Source organism: Celeribacter baekdonensis (assembly GCF_900102315.1).
In the GTDB taxonomy this organism is placed as follows: domain Bacteria; phylum Pseudomonadota; class Alphaproteobacteria; order Rhodobacterales; family Rhodobacteraceae; genus Celeribacter; species Celeribacter baekdonensis.
Window position 1 is genome coordinate 781,654 of record NZ_FNBL01000001.1, and the last position, 19,156, is coordinate 800,809.

The 19,156-nt window shown below is 58.7% G+C and carries 19 protein-coding genes; 8 read left to right on the forward strand and 11 right to left on the reverse strand.

The annotated features are described in order from the left end of the window. Positions 1 to 67 precede the first annotated feature (67 nt). Complete coding sequence (locus BLT54_RS03930; protein WP_074641206.1) at positions 68 to 1,120, forward strand: 3-carboxy-cis,cis-muconate cycloisomerase; 1,053 nt, start codon at positions 68 to 70, stop codon at positions 1,118 to 1,120. Here the strand turns inward: BLT54_RS03930 and pobA are convergent. Further along, positions 1,117 to 2,286 (reverse strand): 4-hydroxybenzoate 3-monooxygenase, encoded by a 1,170-nt coding sequence (pobA, locus tag BLT54_RS03935; protein WP_074641208.1) that lies wholly within the window; start codon positions 2,284 to 2,286, stop codon positions 1,117 to 1,119. The two genes, BLT54_RS03930 and pobA, sit on opposite strands and share 4 nt — an antisense overlap. A gap of 91 nt (positions 2,287 to 2,377) precedes the next feature. On the opposite strand from pobA, the gene BLT54_RS03940 reads away from it, so the two are divergent. Then, positions 2,378 to 3,235 carry a helix-turn-helix domain-containing protein gene (locus BLT54_RS03940; RefSeq protein ID WP_074641521.1) on the forward strand — a complete coding sequence of 286 codons (858 nt, stop codon included), beginning with the start codon at positions 2,378 to 2,380 and terminating at the stop codon, positions 3,233 to 3,235. Here the strand turns inward: BLT54_RS03940 and BLT54_RS03945 are convergent. The 10 genes from BLT54_RS03945 to BLT54_RS03990 form a co-directional block, all read right to left on the reverse strand. After that, positions 3,232 to 4,788: an acyl-CoA dehydrogenase family protein gene (locus tag BLT54_RS03945; protein ID WP_074641209.1), complete on the reverse strand. Its 1,557-nt coding sequence runs from the start codon at positions 4,786 to 4,788 to the stop codon at positions 3,232 to 3,234. The two genes, BLT54_RS03940 and BLT54_RS03945, sit on opposite strands and share 4 nt — an antisense overlap. After that, positions 4,785 to 5,660 (reverse strand): amidohydrolase family protein, encoded by an 876-nt coding sequence (locus BLT54_RS03950; protein WP_074641211.1) that lies wholly within the window; start codon positions 5,658 to 5,660, stop codon positions 4,785 to 4,787. Before BLT54_RS03950 ends, BLT54_RS03945 begins: the two co-directional genes overlap by 4 nt. Before the next feature lie 10 nt (positions 5,661 to 5,670). Continuing rightward, on the reverse strand, positions 5,671 to 7,488 hold the full coding sequence (locus BLT54_RS03955; protein WP_143026729.1) for a feruloyl-CoA synthase: 1,818 nt from the start codon (positions 7,486 to 7,488) through the stop codon (positions 5,671 to 5,673). 38 nt (positions 7,489 to 7,526) lie between these two features. Next, positions 7,527 to 7,982 carry a MarR family winged helix-turn-helix transcriptional regulator gene (locus tag BLT54_RS03960; RefSeq protein WP_074641215.1) on the reverse strand — a complete coding sequence of 152 codons (456 nt, stop codon included), beginning with the start codon at positions 7,980 to 7,982 and terminating at the stop codon, positions 7,527 to 7,529. A 13-nt stretch (positions 7,983 to 7,995) separates the two neighbouring features. Continuing rightward, complete coding sequence (locus BLT54_RS03965; protein WP_074641217.1) at positions 7,996 to 9,318, reverse strand: TRAP transporter large permease; 1,323 nt, start codon at positions 9,316 to 9,318, stop codon at positions 7,996 to 7,998. Then, positions 9,318 to 9,857: a TRAP transporter small permease gene (locus BLT54_RS03970; protein WP_074641219.1), complete on the reverse strand. Its 540-nt coding sequence runs from the start codon at positions 9,855 to 9,857 to the stop codon at positions 9,318 to 9,320. The genes BLT54_RS03965 and BLT54_RS03970 overlap by 1 nt, the downstream gene beginning before the upstream one ends. A gap of 3 nt (positions 9,858 to 9,860) precedes the next feature. Then, entirely contained in the window at positions 9,861 to 10,901 is a 1,041-nt protein-coding gene (locus BLT54_RS03975; protein ID WP_245707942.1) for a TRAP transporter substrate-binding protein, read from the reverse strand. Between the two features lie 97 nt (positions 10,902 to 10,998). Then, the gene (locus tag BLT54_RS03980) at positions 10,999 to 11,772 is read right to left on the reverse strand and encodes a crotonase/enoyl-CoA hydratase family protein (RefSeq protein ID WP_074641224.1); all 774 of its coding nucleotides are present in this window, start codon (positions 11,770 to 11,772) and stop codon (positions 10,999 to 11,001) included. 23 nt (positions 11,773 to 11,795) lie between these two features. Beyond that, entirely contained in the window at positions 11,796 to 12,560 is a 765-nt protein-coding gene (locus BLT54_RS03985) for an SDR family NAD(P)-dependent oxidoreductase (RefSeq protein ID WP_074641227.1), read from the reverse strand. Positions 12,561 to 12,767: 207 nt separating this feature from the next. Beyond that, the gene (locus BLT54_RS03990; RefSeq protein ID WP_074641230.1) at positions 12,768 to 13,238 is read right to left on the reverse strand and encodes a MarR family winged helix-turn-helix transcriptional regulator; all 471 of its coding nucleotides are present in this window, start codon (positions 13,236 to 13,238) and stop codon (positions 12,768 to 12,770) included. A gap of 165 nt (positions 13,239 to 13,403) precedes the next feature. Here BLT54_RS03990 and BLT54_RS03995 point away from each other — a divergent pair, with 165 nt between their 5' ends. From BLT54_RS03995 to maiA, 6 genes are all read left to right on the forward strand, one after another. Next, complete coding sequence (locus BLT54_RS03995; RefSeq protein WP_074641233.1) at positions 13,404 to 14,438, forward strand: TRAP transporter substrate-binding protein; 1,035 nt, start codon at positions 13,404 to 13,406, stop codon at positions 14,436 to 14,438. An 83-nt stretch (positions 14,439 to 14,521) separates the two neighbouring features. After that, on the forward strand, positions 14,522 to 15,019 hold the full coding sequence (locus BLT54_RS04000; protein WP_074641235.1) for a TRAP transporter small permease: 498 nt from the start codon (positions 14,522 to 14,524) through the stop codon (positions 15,017 to 15,019). Further along, entirely contained in the window at positions 15,012 to 16,403 is a 1,392-nt protein-coding gene (locus tag BLT54_RS04005) for a TRAP transporter large permease (RefSeq protein WP_074641237.1), read from the forward strand. The genes BLT54_RS04000 and BLT54_RS04005 overlap by 8 nt, the downstream gene beginning before the upstream one ends. Before the next feature lie 136 nt (positions 16,404 to 16,539). After that, complete coding sequence (locus BLT54_RS04010) at positions 16,540 to 17,742, forward strand: 3-hydroxybenzoate 6-monooxygenase (protein ID WP_074641240.1); 1,203 nt, start codon at positions 16,540 to 16,542, stop codon at positions 17,740 to 17,742. Between the two features lie 32 nt (positions 17,743 to 17,774). Further along, a complete protein-coding gene (locus tag BLT54_RS04015) occupies positions 17,775 to 18,473 on the forward strand; it encodes a fumarylacetoacetate hydrolase family protein (protein ID WP_074641243.1) in 699 nt (232 codons plus the stop codon). A gap of 15 nt (positions 18,474 to 18,488) precedes the next feature. Beyond that, complete coding sequence (gene maiA / locus BLT54_RS04020) at positions 18,489 to 19,136, forward strand: maleylacetoacetate isomerase (protein ID WP_074641245.1); 648 nt, start codon at positions 18,489 to 18,491, stop codon at positions 19,134 to 19,136. The last annotated feature ends 20 nt before the right edge of the window (positions 19,137 to 19,156 follow it).

The window sequence follows — 19,156 nt, forward strand, 5'->3', positions numbered from 1 at the left end:
TTTTGTACAAATCAAACTATAAGGGGCGGCAACCACCGCCCCTTTCGCCATAAACAAGGACAATTCGATGAGCAGCTCTGTTTTTGATCACCCGTGGCTGTCCGGCCTTTTTGGCGATCCTGAGATGGCCGCGATCCTGTCGCCTGAGCGGCAGATGGCGCATATGTTGACATTCGAAGCCGCATGGTCGCGCGCCTGTGGCGCAGCGGGCATATTTGATCCGACGCTGGCGGAAGAGGCCGCGCGCGCGATTGAACGCGCCACAATCGACTTTGCCGATATTGCCAAAGGCATGGCGCAAGACGGCGTGCCCATTCCGCGCTTGATTGCTCAGCTCAAAGCCACAGCCCCTGCCGCCGCGTTACACAAAGGCGCGACCTCACAGGATGTGGTCGACACCGCATTGGTGCTCACCCTGCGCGAAGCGTCATTTTTGATTGCGGGGCGTTTGATGGCGTTGGAAACCTATTTGAAAGCGTTGGAAGACCGGTTTGGCGATGCGCCGTTGATGGGTCGCACCCGGATGCAAGCGGCCACGGAGATCAGCGTTCGGGATCGGGTTTTGACCTGGCGATTGCCGCTTGCGGATCACCTCAAAACGCTCGATCAAAGCCGTGAAAATGTTGAAAAAGTGCAAATCGGCGGCGCCTCAGGCGACCGTAAAGCACTTGGGGATCAGGCCGATCTGGTCGTCTCTGAGGTCGCGAAAATCCTTGGCCTCGCGCCCACAGACAAGGCATGGCACAGCATGCGGCATGGCCTCGCAGGCTATGCCTCTTTCCTTTCTCTCATCACCGGAAGCCTTGGTAAAATCGGCCAAGACATCGCCCTTATGTCGCAACAAGGTATTGAAGAGATTTCCCTTTCCGGCAGCGGTGGTTCGTCGGCCATGCCACATAAACAAAACCCGGTCGCGGCAGAACTCCTCGTCACCCTTGCACGGTTCAACGCCACGCAGGTCTCAGCCATGCATCACGCCATGATCCATGAACAAGACCGCTCGGGCGCGGCGTGGTCGCTTGAATGGATGGTCCTGCCACAAATGATGATGGCCACGGGGCGGGCGCTCGCCATGGCCATCACATTGATCAAAAATATTGAGCGGATCGGAACGCCTTAAAACGGCAAGCCGATGTAGTTTTCCGCCAAATCACGCCGCGCGGTTTCCGAGGTTGCAAGATGCGTCAACGTCGCTTTGCGCATTTGTTCGGCAAAGGCATCTTCACCGTCAAACCGATGCAACATCGTGGTCATTTGCCAGCTAAAGCGCATGGCTTTCCAAATCCGCTCCAAGGCGCGGGCAGAGTATTCGTCGATGCCAGTCTTTGAACCGCCCTTCACCGCGTCAATGAGGGCTTTGTACAAGTAATAGACATCCGAAGCCGCAAGATTAAGCCCTTTCGCCCCGGTCGGTGGCACGATATGTGCAGCATCCCCAACAAGGAACATATTGCCCCAACGCAAAGGTTCGGCCACGAAACTGCGCAGCGGCGCAATGGATTTTTCAATCGACGGGCCGGTGATCAGACGTGCGGCGGCGTCAGAGGGAATACGGCGGGAAAACGCGTCCCAAAACCGCTGATCCGACCAATCTTCGACCTTATCCGACAGCGGCACCTGCACATAATAGCGCACCAGATTTTCGTTGCGCATCGAGGCGAGCGCAAAGCCGTGGCGCGAATTGGAATAAATCAACTCGTCATGGACCGGCGGGGTTTCGGACAAAATCCCAAGCCACCCAAAGGGATAGACGCGTTCAAACTCGCGGCGTTTTTCCTCGGGGATGGTTTTGCGCGACACCCCGTGAAAGCCATCGCAGCCCGCCACATAGAGGCACTCAAGCCGCTTGCGCGCGCCGTCATGGGTGAATTCGACATAGGATGTGGCTTGGTCAAGATCGTGAATCGACACATCTTCGACGCCGTGGATCACGGTGGTGCCGATGGCGTCTTGGGCATTGTAAAGGTCGGTGGTGACCTCGGTCTGACCATAGACCATGACCTGTTTTCCGGTCAGTTCCTTAAAGTCGATATGGACCATCAACTCGTCGTCAGTGAGGTAACAGCCATCATGCGGAATGCCCTCTTTCTCCATGCGCGCGCCGACGCCCGCCTCGTTCAAAAGCTCGACCGTGCCCCATTCCAAAATGCCCGCACGGATGCGCGAGAGCACATGCGCGCGGCTGGAGCGTTCGAGCACCACGGTCTCGACGCCCGCTTTGTTCAACAGGTGTGACAGTAAAAGGCCAGACGGGCCTCCGCCGATAATGGCGACTTGGGTTTTCATATGCGTTTCTCCCTTTTCTTATCGATAAGTTTAGAGAGAACCACACGTCATCAGAATGGACGGGGTCGGCAATGAATGGTATTATTCAGGCATGAGTGACACAAACATCATCCCGGCCTTCAACCTGTTTGGCGAAACCAGCGCCTTTCCCGATGTGGTGCATTGCGAGCGGGTGTTTGACCGGGCGGGATTGCATGATTGGGTGATCTCGCCGCACCGCCACCATCAAATGACCCAGATTTTCCATATCGAACAGGGTCACGCCCGCGCGACCTTGGATGGCGAAGAGAAAACCCTTAAAAACGGCGAATTCCTATATGTTCCGACAAAAATCGTGCATGGGTTTGCCTTTCAGAAAGGCACCGAAGGTTTGGTCCTGTCCCTCCCCTCGCCTGTGGTGCAACGCGTGGGGCCGCGCACTCCGGCCCTTACCGCGTGGCTGAACACGTCCCATCACGGCCCATTGGGCACGGCGGCCACGCAATTGCTCAATGCGATTGCACATTCCTATGCGGTTTCTGGTACATTTCGTACACAGCGCTTGATTGCCCTCTCAAACGCCCTCCTTGTGACACTGGCCGAGGAAAGTGATGACGGCGCGCCGCCAAATCACGCTCCGACCCAGCAAATGCAACGGCTTGAGGCGCTGATTTCCGATCACTTGACTGAGGGTTGGGGGCCGAGCGAATTTGCAACCGCGCTGCATATGACCACGGGGCATTTGAACCGGATCGTCAAACATCAGACCGGAGCGAGCCTGTCGCAATTTTTGGAAACAACCGTGATGACCGAGGCCTGCCGCCTCTTGGCCTTCACGCGGCTGTCCGTGGCCGAAGTTGGCTACCGTTTGGGCTATTCTGACCCGCCGTATTTCTCCCGCCGCTTCCGGGCGCGCATGGGGGAAACCCCCACCACATATCGCACCCGGGTCGCGGGAGAAGCCGGTTAAGCGGCCAAAGGCAGCCGCACGGGCAAAGGACGGCGCGCCACGCGTTTGGACAGGCGGATCAACTCCGCATCCCCCGTGGCCGCAAGTTTGCACCAGACCGCCTGAAACAAAAGTTCAGAGGTCAAGAGCATGAAATCATGGGATTTTTCGAGGGTCTCATGGGGTATCGTCTCTCGCGCCTCTTGCCAATCGGACAAGAGCGCCAAACACGCCGCATCCCCGCCCGCAAGGGTTTCGACCAAGGCGGCAAAAGCGTTCGGCCCCTCAGGCGCACGCAGCCCCCGCGTGGCAGTAGAGATGGCATGAATGCCATTCGCGCCCTCATAGATCGAAGTGATGCGGACATCGCGCCAAGTCTGAGACACGCGATATTCCGTCAGGTAGCCATAGCCGCCCAGCACTTGCATGCCCAAATCCGCCGACATAATCCCGGCCTCGGTACAGAACACTTTGCAGATCGGCGTGAGGAAATCGACCAACGCGCGATTTTCGCCCAAGGCCAATTCCACCATGGTCAGATAGGCCATGGCGCGCGCACCAAGTGCCAGTGATCTCTGGGTGTCGAGCATCCGGCGCACGTCCGGGTGATCGGTCAAAACCGCTTCTGTGCCGTCCGGCTTGCGGCCCTGTTTGCGCTCACCGGCGTAGGTTGCCGCGATCTGATGGGCACGGCTGGCGTGGGCGACGCCTTGCAGCGCCACATCCAGACGGGCGTGGTTCATCATGGTAAACATCGCCATCAACCCGCCGCCCTCTGGGCCGATCAATTCGGCACGCGCGCCATCAAAGGCCAGTTGGCAGGTAGGCGAGGCATGAAGGCCGAGTTTTTCCTCGATCCGGGTGACGGTGACCGCATTGCGCGCGCCGTCGATGTCAGAGCCACAGAGGAACAGCGACAGGCCTTTGATCCCCTCGTCCGGCGCGCCGGTGCGAGCCAAAACGAGGTGCAAAATCCCCTCCGACATGTCCTGGTCGCCACCGGAGATAAAAATTTTCTCCCCCTCGATCCGCCAAAAATCGCCCTCACGGGTGGCTTTGGTGCGGATACGAGAGAGATCGGAGCCCGCCCCCGGTTCGGTCAGGCACATGGTGGAGAGCACTTCACCTGACACCAGACGCGGAATCCAATTTTGTTGCTGCGCCTCTGAGCCGAATTTCATCAGCGTCGAAATGGCACCGGGCACGAGGTTGCAGACCATTTGCAGCGCGTGGTTTGCGCCCGAAAACATCTCGGATACGCCCGCCGCGATCACCGCGTTTTGCGCCATACCGCCGAACGCTTCGGGGGCTGTGAGACCTTGCCAGCCGCCGTCAGCGAGTTGAGCAAAGGCGCCTTTGAACCCGTCCGGCAGGGTGACGCGACCCTCCACCAAGGCACAGCCCTGCGCGTCGCCCGGCTCATCCAATGGCGCGATCACGCCCTCGGCGAAACTGGCGAAATGTGACAGGATGCCCTCGGCCAACTCATGATCCCAATCGGGCAAACGATCTGCGCCTGCAACCTCTTTCAAACAAAAGAGAATATCCTCCAATGGAGCCTGAAACGGGGTCATGCAGTCACCCCCAAAAGCCGCATCGCATTCTCTTTCAAAATCAGTGGGCGGACCTCGTCGCGGAACTCGGCCTTCTCAAACGCCGCCAACCATTTTTCCGGCGCAATCATCGGCCAGTCCGAGCCAAAGAGCATCTTTTCCTTCAGCATCGTGTTGGCGTAACGCACAAGGATCGGCGGGAAATATTTCGGCGACCAGCCGGACAAATCAATGTAGACATTGGGCTTGTGGGTTGCCACCGACAACGCCTCTTCTTGCCACGGAAAAGACGGGTGGGCGAGGATGATTGGCATGTCGGGGAAATCCACCGCCACATCGTCAATATACATGGGATTTGAATACTTTAGCCGCATCCCATTGCCGCCCGGCATCCCCGAGCCCACGCCCGTCTGACCCGTGTGAAACAGCGCCGGTTTGCCGCTTTCAGCGATGGCTTCATAAAGCGTGTAGGCGTTGCGATCATTGGGGTAAAACCCCTGCATTGTCGGGTGGAATTTAAAGCCCTGAATGCCGTGATTTTCGACCAAATCCCGCGCCTCACGCGCGCCCAATTTGCCCTTGGCCGGATCAATCGAGGCGAAGGGGATAAGGATGTCGGAATGTTTGGCGGCGGCGTCGGCCACTTCGTAATTGTTGTAACGGCGGTAGCCGGTTTCGCGCTCGGCATCGACCGGAAAAATCACCGCCGCGATGTTCATGTCGCGGTAATGCGCGGCGGTTTGATCAATGGTCGGCGGATGCGACCAAGGCGCGCCAAAATAGGACGCCATGGAGGCCTGAAGATCATCATAGCCATCGTCATCATGACAGCCACAGGCCTCTTCGGCATGGGTGTGAAAATCAATCGCGCGGACAGAGGTAAAATCGACCATGTTCAGTTCCTTACACCCGGATCAATGCGGGGTCTTCATTGTCGTACATCCGCTCCAAAAGCGCGGCACGACGGGTGATGATTTTGCGGGTGTTGAGCGACCCTTTGTCGGTGATTTCGCCGTCTTTGACCGAGGGCGGTTCGGCCACAATGATAGCTCGCGCAATGCGTTTGGCGGAGCCGGAGGCGGCGCGAGCCATTTTGCGCAACACATGGTGAATCTCGGCCTGAAGATGCTCATCAATGACGGCCCCTTCAGAGGTGTTTTCGCCATGAACGTGATCCGGGCGCGGGAAGATCATCAGACCGATTTCGCCGCGATCATGACCGCAGACGACCACATCCATCACCAACCCGCGCAGTGCCTCCAACGCATCAAGCCGCAGCTTGCCCGCCTGCACCCATGTGCCGGTCAAAAGTTTGAAATCTTCGGACACACGGCCATCAAACACCAGCCCCCGGTTCATATCCTCAGGGTCGAGAAATTTGACCGCATCGCCGGTGATGAAAAAGCCCTCGTCATCAAAGGCTTCGGCGGTTTTGTCGGGATCGTTGAGATAGCCGGGCATGACATTCGGGCCTTTGACCCGGATTTCACAGCGCATGTCGGCGTCCGGGATGAGTTTGACCTCAACCCCCGGCAAAGCCACGCCAATGACGCCCGAACGACCGATGGGTTCGTGGACCATGACGTTGGCGGGCGCGGTCTCGGTCAGGCCCCAGCTTGAGATCATCAACGGCAGCTTGCCGCGCACTTCGATGGCCATCTCTTCGAGACGGCTCCAGACATCTTGCGGCAGGGAGGCCCCGGCGTAAAACAGCATGTCGAGGTCTTTGAAATAGGCTTCTTTGAGGGCTTGGTTGTGCTCCATTTCATGCACCAGCATGGCAAAGCCAACGGGCACGTTGAACGCGGCGGTGCAGGATTTTTCCGTCACGTTATCAATGGTATGTTGGAACAATGCCTTGGTGGGCTTGCCATTGTCGATATAGAAAGACCCGCCATGCATCAGCATCATATTGACGTTATGCGAGCCGCCAAAAACATGGTTCCACGGCAGCCAATCAACGATGTGCTGCGGGCGCTCTTTCATGAACGGCAGGACCGAGGCCATTTGGGCCTGATTGGCGCACATCATCCGCTGAGTGGTCATCACGCCTTTGGGGTCAGAGCTTGAACCCGAAGTGAACAGGATTTTGGCCAGCGTCTCTGGGCCGACCTTGGCGTGAACCGCATCGAGATCGACAGAAGCCTCGCCTTTGAGCAGATCGGCAAAGGCCGTGACCGGACGCGGCGCGCCTTCGGTGTTGGAGGCGACAATTTCGATCCCGTCGAGATCCGCAAGGGCGAGGGCTTTGCCGTAACGGGCGGCGTCATCGACAAAGGCCATTTTGGGGCTGGTCTTTTTGATCGCGTATTGCAGCCGGAAATGAGCCTCTTCGATGAGCGAATATTGTTCGGCCAAAGGCACGGTCGGCACCCCGGCCCATTGCGCGCCAAAGGAGAGCAAAGCGTGATCGACCGAGTTGCCGGACATGATCAGGATCGGCGTGTCTTGTCCCAACCCGCGGGCGGCCAGCGAGGCGGCGATGGCTTTGACGCGCGCAAACACCTCGCCATAGCCCAACTCGCGCCACCCTGCCCCGTCACGTTCGGCCAAAAACACCGTGTCGGGTGTCTCGGCGGCCCATTTTTCCAACCACACGCCGGTGTGCGCCACGACCGGGTCGAGCGGCACGTCAGAGGTCAAAATCAGGGCTGCATCATCCCGTTTTTCCAGCCGAACAGAATGCTCAACCAGCGTGAGCCCCGTGATTTGGTCTTTCATCATTTCCTCCCTTGGCCCTTTTAAGAGCCGGTATCCGATCATGCCTCCGGGCGTCTGACCCGGCGCAACAGCTCTTTGAGAACAGACACTTCTGCCTCTGTGAGCTTTGAAAACATCGTCGCCTCATGGGCATTGACAGCGGTCTCTGCCTCTTGCCACTTCGCGGCCCCCTCCGGGGTGACGCGCAGGGCATGTTGGCGTCGGTCCCCCGCAACTCGTCCGCGCGAAATCAAATCGGCGCTTTCCAATTCATCGACCAAAACCACCACACCGGAACGTTCGATATGAAGCGCCTCGGCAAGGCGGCTTTGGGAGATGTCGGGGTTCTCAATGATCACCGCCAAAGCCGAAAACGAGGTCATGCGCAGCCCGAGCGGCTCCAACGTGTCGGCCAAATCCGCGCGCACGTTGAGAAAGGCGCGTTTCATATTATAGCCCACGAACTGACGCAGATTTTCGTCGGTGATCTCTTTGGCGGTGCTCTCTTTTTTCACGTCTCTCTCCCGATCAATTGGCCACGATATCGACCAGCCAATAACTCAGAACCGGGAAGCTCACCAGAATGGCGATCCGGAAGAACTCGGCGATGATAAAGGGCGTGGTGCCCCGGAAAATCTGGCTGGTCGGGATGTCTTTGGCCATCGACGAGATGACGAACAGGTTCATCCCCACCGGAGGCGTGATCAGCCCCATTTCGACCACCACCAAGGAGATGATGCCAAACCACATCGCTTGTTGTTCCGGCATGAGGCCGAAATCCAGCGCCATGATTGTTGGGAAAAACACCGGCACGGTCAAAAGGATCATCGACAGGCTGTCCATCAAACAGCCCATGACCAGATAAAAGGCGATGATGCCCAAAAGCACCACGATGGGCGCCACATCTGCGGCGGAGAAGAATGCAGCCACATCAGACGGCATCCTTGAGAGCGCCAAAGCAACGTTAAAGATGTCCGCGCCGTAAACGATGGCAAAGATCATTGCGGTCGATCCGGCGGTGTCGATCAGGCAATCGAGGATCGTTTTTGACGTCAGCCCGCCGGTGAACAGACCCGCGATCAGCATCAGGACGACGCCGACGGACGCGCCTTCGGCCGGGGTAAAGAAGCCGCCATAAATGCCGCCCAAAACCACCACAAAAATCGCCACCACATGCCAAATGTCGCGCAGTGCCTTGAACCGGGTTTTCATATCGGCGGGCGCATGGGTCGGCCCTTCGTTCGGGAACAGACGGACGTAGATCGCAATGGCGATAAAGAACCCGATGACCGCCAAAATGCCCGGAATGGTCGCCGCCAAGAACAGTTTGACGATGTTTTGCTCGGTCAGAAGCGCATAGATGATCAGCACCACGGAGGGCGGGATCAGGATGCCCAACGTGCCCCCCGCCGCCAAGGACCCAGAGGCCAAAGCACCGGAATAGCCATTTTTGCGCATCTCCGGCAACGCCACCCGCGCCATGGTCGAAGCCGTGGCCAAGGACGAGCCAGAGATTGACCCAAACATCGCACAGCCCGCCACAGAAGCCATGGCCAAACCGCCGCGCAAATGCCCGATCCAGGCATTGGAGGCGGCAAAGATCGAGGCGGAAATGCCAGAACGGGTCGCAAGGTGGCCCATGAGGATAAAGAGCGGCACGATGGCCAACTCATAGGACATGAATTTGTCGACCCAGGCGGTGTTGAAATAGGCCATGAGCGCATAGGGCGAGGCAAGCACCATATAGCCCACGGCCCCCACCATCCCCATCGCCAAGGCGATCGGCATGCGAGCAAAGATCAGGATCAACAGCACAATGACCATAATGATCGCGATTGTCAGCGGGTCCATCAGCGTACCTCCATGGCACGAAAGGCGTGGCTCAACATCGGCAGGCTTTGCAAAAACGCGACGACGGCCGACAGCGCGGTGCCGAACAGGGCGGGCAGATAGACCCACCAAACAGGCGCGCGCAACAACATGGTGCGGTCGCCATACTCGTGCATTTCAGCAAGCCCCACCGACAGACGCCACGCCAAAAAGGCCCAGCCGAACGCGAAGAGCAACGTCCAAACCCCGTCCATGCGGCGTTGGGTTTTGGGTGCGAGCCAAAGAGTGAAAAGATCGACCATGACATGGCCTTTGTTGAATTGGCACAGGGGCAAAAACAGCGAGGCACAGGCGGCACAGGCCAATTCGACCAGTTCGAAATCGCCACGAATGCCGCCAAGGCCCAGATTGCGCATGATCACCGAGGCCGCGACCGTGATCGAGGCGGCAAAAATCACCGCCCCGCCCACGCCCGCAGACCCAAAGCAGATCCGTTGCAGGATCAGGAACACTGGGCCTTGGGGCACCTGTTCCGTCTCGGTTGGGAGCCGCTCGGCCATGGCTCAACCCGCGTCCAACAGGGCGTTGGCCCGCGCCACAATCGCCGCACCATCATGGCCTGCGTCATTGAGCTTGCCGATCCATTTGTCATAAATCGGGGTCGCCATCTCGCGCCATGTGTCGATTTCAGAAGCCGCAATGGTGTGAATCTCATTGCCCTGTTTTTCCACCACGGATTTGCCAAAGGCCTCGAATTCATCGAATTGCGCGCCCAGACGACGGGACAGATCGGCACCGGAATGGGCGTCGATCACCGCGCGCAGATCATCGGAGAGGCCCTCATATTTGCGCTCGTTCATCACGAGGGCAAAGGTGTTGGCATAGATGCCGCGCCCGCCCGCTTCGGGTTCATTGGTCACTTTGGTCAGTTCTTGCAATTTGAACGCCGGCACCACCTCATAGGGCAGGCAACAGCCATCAATCACGCCGTTTGACAGCCCGACAACCATTTCGGTCACCGGGAAAAACACCGTTTCCGCCCCCATCAAGGCCAGCATTTCGCCGGTCGCCTGGTTCGGCGCGCGCAGTTTCAGCCCCTTGATGTCTTCGGCGGTGGACACGATCTGACCACGGGTGTGAATTTTGCCACCATCATGGGTGTGGAACGCCAAAGGTTTCATGCCTTTGTACTCGTTTTGACCGAATTCTTCCATCAACGTGTGCATCGCCACCGATGTCTTTTCGGCATTGGTCACCATAAAGGGCATCGCCATGGTTTCGGCCACCGGGAAACGGTCCGGCGTATAGACCGGCAGCGTCCATGCGATGTCACAGATGCCCTGACGCGCCTGATCGGCGAGCTGCGGCGGCTTGCCACCAAGCTGCATCGACGGGAACATTTGCATCTCGATCGCGCCACCCGAGGCTTCAGAGATTTCCTTGGCCCAGACGTCGAAAAACCGCGTCTGCATCGGGGCCACGCCCGGCAGGAAATGGTGCACGCGCAGGGTTACCTCTGCGGCATGGGCCTTTTTCAGGAATGCGGGTGTGGCCAAAGCCGCCCCCAGTGTCGTCATCGCCATCCGGCGTGTCATAGTCGTCATATTGGTTCCTCCCATTGATGACATCTGGCCCCTTGCCCGAGCCCTGATCCTTTTGCAGCGGCCCCGCGTTCCTCCGCGCGAGGCCCCTCACCGCGCGTTACCGAAAGACCGGCGCGCGTTTTTCGAGAAAGGCTTTCAGGCCCTCCCCGGCATCTTCACTGGTCTGCGACACCGCCGCGCACATGCTTTCCATGAACAGACCATCGGATTTGGACATGTCGGAAATCCGGCTGATCGCCTGAATCATCATGTAATTCGATAGGGTGGCGTTTTTGGCAATTTTGGCCGCCAGTTTGCGGGCCAAATCCATCGCCTCGCCCTCATTCACCGCATAATGCGCCAGCCCAAGGTCAAGCCCCTCAGCCGCATTGTATTTGCGGCCCGTCAGCATCATCTCACACATCCGGTCGGCACCCAGAATGCGCCCGATCCGAACGCTCGCGCCACCGCCCACAAAGATGCCGCGCATCCCTTCGGGCAGTTGAAACATTGTCGAAGGTTCAGCAATGCGCACATGGGTCGCGGCCGCCAGTTCCAACCCACCCCCGATCACCGCACCAAACATGGCGGAGATCACCGGCAGGCCGGAGAATTGAATTTTGTCCATGACGCCGTGCCAATTGCGCGAATGGCGCATCGTGCCTTCGGCATCGCGCGCGACATGTTCGGAGAGATCAAGGCCAGAACAATAATGCCCCGCCGTCCCGGTCAGGATCACCACGCGCACACCTTTGGGCGGGTGAGAGAAGAACGCGTCGATCGCGTCCAAAAGCGCGTCGCACATGGCATTGCGTTTGGCCGGGCGGTTCATCGTCAGCGTGGCGATGGTGCCCTCAATCTCGACCTTCAGGATCTCTGTATCAGCTGTCATTTTATTTTCTTCTTTTTATTCGGTTATTTGATCGGCATTCGCGCGGCGGCATCCAGTCGGATCACTGTGCCATTGAGCATCGGGTTCTCCACAATCGACTGCACAAGCTGCGCATACTCATCCGCATGGCCCATGCGCGACGGGAACGGCACGGATTTGAGAATGTCGGCTTTGATCTCTTCGGGCAGACCCGCGCTCATTGCGGTTTCAAACAGCCCCGGCGCAATCGCCATGACCCGGATGCCAAAACGCGCGAGTTCACGCGCGGCGGGCAAGGTCATCGAGGCCACCCCACCTTTGGAGGCAGAATAGGCCGCTTGGCCGATTTGACCGTCCTCAAAGGCGACAGAAGAGGTGTTGATGATCACGCCGCGGGTGCCGTCGTCGTCCAGCGCGTCGGCTTTGGCCATGGCCCGCGCAGCAATGTTCATCACCGCGTAAGTGCCCAAAAGATTGACGTTCAGCGCCTTGGCAAAGGCATCAATCGTCAGGCTGCCATCACGCGGCAGGATGCGCGCGGCGGTGCCGATCCCGGCGCAGGACACGGTGACGCGCGGGGTGCCAAGGGTGTCTTCAATCTCGGCAAACGCGGCCTCAACAGCGGCAGCATCACTGACATCAACGCCAAATCCCACACCACCGATCTTGGTGGCGGCACGTTCGGCGGCCTCTTGTGACAGGTCCAACACCGCCACTTTCGCACCCAGCGCGGCAAGCCGTTTGGCGGTGGCAAAGCCAAGCCCGCTGGCAGCTCCCGTCACAACGGCGACATGCCCTTCGATCTTCATGTGATCTCCTCCCATTTGAGCAAACCATGCGAAGATTTAATTGTTATGTCAATGAACAATTAATGGAATGATCTATCTCGCAGATGCAGCATGAGTAAGATCGCAGGCCGCGATTTGAAAAGGCAAATAAAAAACCACACGGCGCGCAGGCTGTGTGGTTTTTTCGGCCTTAAAACAGACGAGACGCGGCAGCGCAGAAAAATCAGATCAGGGCTTTCGATCAAGAATCAGCGGCGCGCGGCTGAGGTGATTGCCGGCATCCGCAACCTTGGCCGCAAGCCGCAAAAACTCCGCCCGCTCCGCCTCGTTCAGCCCCAAAAGGATCTCATCCTGAAACCGTTTCACCACCGGGATCAACTCGTGCAAAATCTGCTCCCCCTCTGGCGTCAGTGTGATCGTGCGGGCGCGGCGGTCGCGCTCATTCACGATCCGCTTGACCAACCCCTTGCCCTCCAGCCGGTCCACCACGCCGCCGATGGTCGCCCGGTCATAAGCGATCACCCCGGCAAGGCTGGCCTGATCCAGACCGGGTTTGGCGTGCAGCGCATTCATCGCGGCGAATTGCACCGAGGTCAGCGCATGGCCCGTGGCCCGCATCCGCTCATTAAAGACCGACATCGAGATCTGATTCAGCCGGCGAATCAAATGTCCTGCCATGTTGTGGATCTCAAGTTTCATCGGCCCTCTTATCATTATTTTTGCCACCATATGCCTCCTCCATAGCCCACGGGACTTGAGGCAGGTCAATAATAAGTATGCTTACAGACTTGACCCAGATCAATAGTAAGTATACCCACTATCTGCGCAACGGGAGTGCGCCAGATAAAATTCGGAGGAGCTCATATGTTTTCTAAAGCCAAAATTCTCGGCACACTCACGGCCGCCGCGATCCTGTCGGCCACCACCGCCATGGCGCAGGACGTCACGCTGATCATGCACCATTTCCTGCCGCCGGTGGCCAATGCCCATAAGGTGATGTTGGAACCTTGGGCCCAGACCATCGAAGCCGAAAGCGACGGTCGCATCGACATTGAAATCTATCCGGCCATGTCCATGGGTGGCAAACCCAGCGAGTTGTACGGTCAGGTCCGCGACGGCACCGCCGACATCGTTTGGACCCTGTTGGGCTACACGCCGGGGGTGTTCCCGCGCACCGAAGTGTTTGAATTGCCCCGCGTTCACAAAGGCTCTGCCCGTGACACCACCATCGCCCTCAATGCCTCGCTTGATCTGTTGGCCGAGGATTTCAAGGACATCCATGTGCTGTTTTTGCACGCCAATGACGGCAATCTGATCCACTCCGCCAGCAAACCGATCACCACATTCGAAGACGTCGCGGGTATGAAACTGCGCACGCCGGGTCGTTCTGGCGCATGGACGATTGAGGCCATGGGCGCAGAACCCGTCAGCCTGCCCGTCCCTGCCGTGCCGGAAGCCATGGCCAAAGGTGTGATCGACGGTGCCTTGACCACCTATGAAATCGTACCGGCGCTGAAATTGCAGGAACTTGAAAAATACACTGCCGAATTGCCGAATGGCGACCGCTTTGGCACCGCCGTTTTCATGGTGGCGATGAACCAGGACGCCTATGACGCGCTGCCGGATGATCTCAAGGCAGTGATCGACGCGAACTCCACCGTCAATGTCGCCGCAGAAATCGGCCAGATGTGGGAGGATTTCGAAGTCGAGGGCATTGCCGCCTTGGACGCGGCGGGCGTGACCCGCACCGTGTTCTCCGCCGAAGAGGGCGCGAAATTTGACGCCGCCAATGACACCGTCGTGACCCGCTGGATCGACGAAGTCTCCAGCAAAGGCATTGATGGCGCAGCGCTTGTCGACGCGGCCCGTGCCGCTGTGGCCAAAGCCGAAGCCCAATAAACCAAACCTAAGCGGGGGCGCTGGTTCGCCCAATACCCCCGCTGAACCGACCCCCAAACCACCACCCAACCGGGAGGCCTGCTATGCACGCCCATGTGACGCGTCTGGCTGACATCTTTGCGATGCTTGGAGGCGTGATCCTCTTTGTCATCGTCATGGTCACCACCACCAACACCGGCGCATTCATCCTCGACCGCATCCTTGCGCCCGCTGGCGTCAATGTCTCTGGCCTGCCCGGTTATGAAGACTTTGTTCAACTCGCCATTTCCGGCGCGGCCTTGATGTTTTTCCCTTACACGCAGGCCTCGCGCGGCCATGTCGCAGTCGATCTTTTCGTGTCCAATGCGCCGATGGCGGTCAAGCGTCTGCTCGATCACATGTGGCTGACCCTCACCGCCGGTGTGGCGCTGTTTTTGGCCTATTGGATGATTAACGGCCTGTTGGAATCGCGCTCGGATGCGGTGGTGGCCGGGGTGCTCGGCTGGCCGATCTGGCCATTCTATATCCCCGGCATCGCCTCGATGATCCTTTGGGCCATCGTCTCTGTGAGCCAAATTTTCGGAGATGCCCGCTATGCTTGATCCCATCACCATCGGCGTGGTCGGCCTTGTTGTCCTGTTCGCCCTTTTGATGCTGAGAATGCCTGTGGGCATCGCGATGATCCTGGTTGGTGTCGGCGGCACCTATGCGCTGTCTCTGTCTGTGCCTTATGTGCGGTTTGTGCCCTATATTCGCCAATTCAAGTCTTTGCTTTGGGAAAACGTGGCCAATTATGACCTCTCGGTCGTCCCGCTTTTCGTGCTCATGGGCTATATCGCCGCCGAAGCGCGGCTGTCCTCTGACCTGTTCAAAGGCTTGGAGGCGCTGCTGTCGCGTCTGCGCGGCGGCGTGGCCATGGCGGCGATTGCGGCCTGTGGTGGCTTTGGCGCGGTCTGCGGATCGTCCTTGGCGACGGCGGCGACCATGGGCAAAGTCGCCCTGCCGGAGTTGAAAAAACTCGGCTATGCCGACCGTTTGTCGGCGGGCGCTTTGGCGGCCGGCGGCACATTGGGCATTTTGATCCCGCCCTCTGTGGCGCTGGTGATCTATGCGATCATCGTTGAGGGGTCGATCCTCAAAATGTTCCAAGCCGCTGTCCTCCCCGGCCTTTTGGCGGTGCTGTCCTTTATCCTCGTGGTTGCCATTCAGGTGCGGATCAACCCGTCTCTGGCCCCCGAGCCGCGCCCGATGCCGCGCGCAGAACGCAACATCGCACTCAAACGCCTGTTCCCGGTCATCGCCATTTTCGGCGCGATCATTTTGGGGCTGGGGTTTGGCCTCTTCACCCCCACACCCGCCGCCTCCATCGGCGTGTTCATGATTGCCGCCTATGGCTTTGTCCTACGAGCGCTGACCGGTGAGGGGCTGAACCTCAAAGGCCTCAGACGCGCGGTTCAGGCCACGGCCATCACCTCCGGCATGATCTATCTGATCCTGTTTGGCGCTGAAGTGCTCAAGGGCTTTTTCACCCGCTCCGGCCTGCCGCAGGCGCTGTCTGACTGGGCCGCCACATCTGGCTTGGACCCGATGTTGGTGCTGGTCATCATGTTGATCGCCTTCGTGATCCTTGGTTGTTTCATGGAAAGTCTGGCGATGATCCTTGTCGTCGTGCCGTTCTTTTGGCCGACGCTGATTGCGCTCAATGGCGGCGAATATATCAGTGCCGCCGATGCCGCCTTTGGCATGGACATCGAGGATTTGAAAATCTGGTTCGGCATTCTGGCGCTGATCGTCGTCGAACTTGGCCTGATCACGCCGCCTGTCGGCCTCAACGTGTTCATCATCTCCTCTCTCGCCAAGGACACGCCGATGTCGACCGTGTTTCGCGGCGTCATGCCCTTTCTTGGCTCTGAAGTCATCCGTGTGGCGCTGATCATCCTGATCCCCGCCCTCACCCTCACCATTCCGCGCCTGATCGGCGGCTAAAGCGTTTCGCGTTAAACTTGAGACACAAGTTTGATGCGAAACGCACACAACATCTAAATCTTGCACGGCGTTTCGCGAAAATCTGTGATCCAGGCTTTTCACGAAACGCTTTCAGTTCCGAAAAAGGAGACGCCTCATGTCTGATCTTCCTATCCTCATCGCTGGTGGGGGCATCGGGGGGCTTGCCGCCGCCTGTGGCCTCGCCCGCAAAGGTCACCGCTCCATCGTTGTCGAACAAGCGCCCGCGCTTGGCGAAATTGGCGCGGGCATCCAAATCGGCCCGAACGCCTTTCATTGCTTTGACTATCTCGGCATTGGCGACGAGGCCCGTGACAAGGCGGTTTATATCGACGCCCTGCGCCTGATGGATGCGCAAACCGCCGAGGACATCACCTCGATCCCGCTCGACGCGCCGTTTCGCGAACGCTTTGGCAACCCCTACGCCGTGGTGCACCGCGCCGATTTGCATGGGGTGTTGTTGAAATATTGCGAAGACAGCCCGCTGATCGACATCCGCACCAACCATGTTGTCGAAGGCTACGACCAAGACGGCACCTCGGTGACGCTCAAACTCAAAGACCACGATGCGATCAAAGGCTCGTTTTTGATCGGGGCTGAGGGACTGCGCTCTTCGGTGCGCGCGCAGATGATCGGTGATGGCGAGCCGCGGATTTCCGGCCACACCACCTATCGCTCGGTGATCCCCACTGAGCAAATGCCCGAAGATCTGCGTTGGAACGCCGCCACATTGTGGGCTGGTCCGAAATGTCACATCGTCCATTACCCACTCAAGGGCTGGAAGATGTTCAACCTTGTGGTGACCTATCACCGCGACGTCAAAGAGGCCATCGCGGGTCGCCCCGTGTCGAAAGAAGAGGTCGCGCAAGGGTTTGAACACATCCACCCGAAAGCGCGTCAGATCATCGAACATGGCAACGATTGGAAACTTTGGGTGCTGTGCGACCGCGAGCCGATTTCCAACTGGGTTGAGAACCGTGTGGCTCTTCTGGGTGATGCCGCGCATCCGATGCTGCAATATTTTGCCCAAGGTGCCTGCATGGCGATGGAAGACGCGGTGGCCCTGTCCCATTGCATTGAAAACTATGGCGACCATGTTGAAAACGCTCTTCAGCGCTACCAAGACATGCGCCGTGTGCGCACCGCGCGGGTTCAGATGAATTCCCGCCTGATCGGTGAATATATCTACCACCCGGATGACGCCAAGGCGGCCGTGCGCAACCATGTGATGAAGGGCATGTCTCCGGCACAATGGTACGACCAACTCTCATGGATTTATGGCTCCACCGGCCTCGATGAAACCGCGCTGGCCGCCGAATAACCTCCCCTGAAAAGACACAAAGGACAGATCAGATGACTTATGTCTTCCCCCCGGCCCCGCAGGCCACGATTGCAGTTGATGGCACCGACGACCGTCTTCCCGTGCGCCGCATTTTCTGCGTCGGTCGCAACTACGCTGCCCATGCCCGCGAGATGGGCAAAGACCCGGATCGCGATCCGCCGTTTTTCTTTACCAAACCGGCAGATGCGGTTGTGGACAGCGGCGAGACCGTGGCCTATCCGCCCGAAACCGAGAACTTTCACTATGAGGCCGAATTGGTCGTGGTGATTGGCAGCGGCGGCAAAAACATTACCGAGGCGGACAGCCTATCCCATGTCTGGGGCTATGCGGTGGGCAACGATTTGACCCGGCGCGATCTGCAACTTGTGGCCCGCGAACAGGGCCGTCCGTGGGATTGGGGCAAGGCCTTTGACCGCTCTGCCGTGATCGGCCCGGTGTTCCCGGTTGCCAAAGTCGGCCACCCGTCCAGCGGTTCGATCAAGCTCACCGTCAATGGCGAGACCAAACAAGACGCCGATCTCAATGAGCTGATTTGGTCGGTGCCGGAGATCATTTCGATCCTGTCCCATTCCATCGCGCTGGCCCCCGGCGATTTGATCATGACCGGCACGCCTGCGGGCGTCGGCCCGCTTGTCGAAGGGGATGTCTGTGTGGTGTCGATCGAGGGCCTTGGGTCGATCGAAACCCCCATCGGCCCCAAAGATTCTTGAGCGGGGCCGAATGCCATGACCTTGAAGTTACACAACTTCTTTCGCTCCTCCACCTCAACGCGGCTGCGTGCCGCGTTGAACCTCAAGGGGGTGGATTTTGACTATATCCCCTATGTGCTCCGCGACGGGGAAACCCGCACGCCGGAGTATTTGGCGAAAAACCCGCAAGGGCTGGTGCCAACCTTGGAGCGCGAGGACGGCACGTTTATGACCCAATCTCTGGCCATCATCGAATGGCTGGAGGAGACCCATCCCGAACCCGCACTTTTGCCGAAAGATGCGGATGGGCGGGCGCGGGTGCGGGCGCTGTCATACATGATCGCCTGCGAAATCCACCCGCTCAACAACCTGCGGGTGTTGTTCCGCTTGCGCGACCAATTCGGTGCCGATGAAGAGGCACAAAAAGACTGGTTCACCCATTGGGTCACCACCACCTTTGATGCGTTTGAAACGGCGCTGACGAATAGCGCAGACACCGGCACCTATTGCCACGGCGACACGCCCACTTTGGCAGACGTGTGCCTGTACGCGCAGGTTTGGAACAACACACGCTTCGGCATCCCGCTTGATCCCTGGCCAACGATTGCGCGCATTTATGCCGCCCTCGACCAACTCCCCGCCTTTGCCAAGGCGGCCCCGCCCCAACAGCCGGACGCGGCCTGACGCGTTCCCATCCCGCAAGG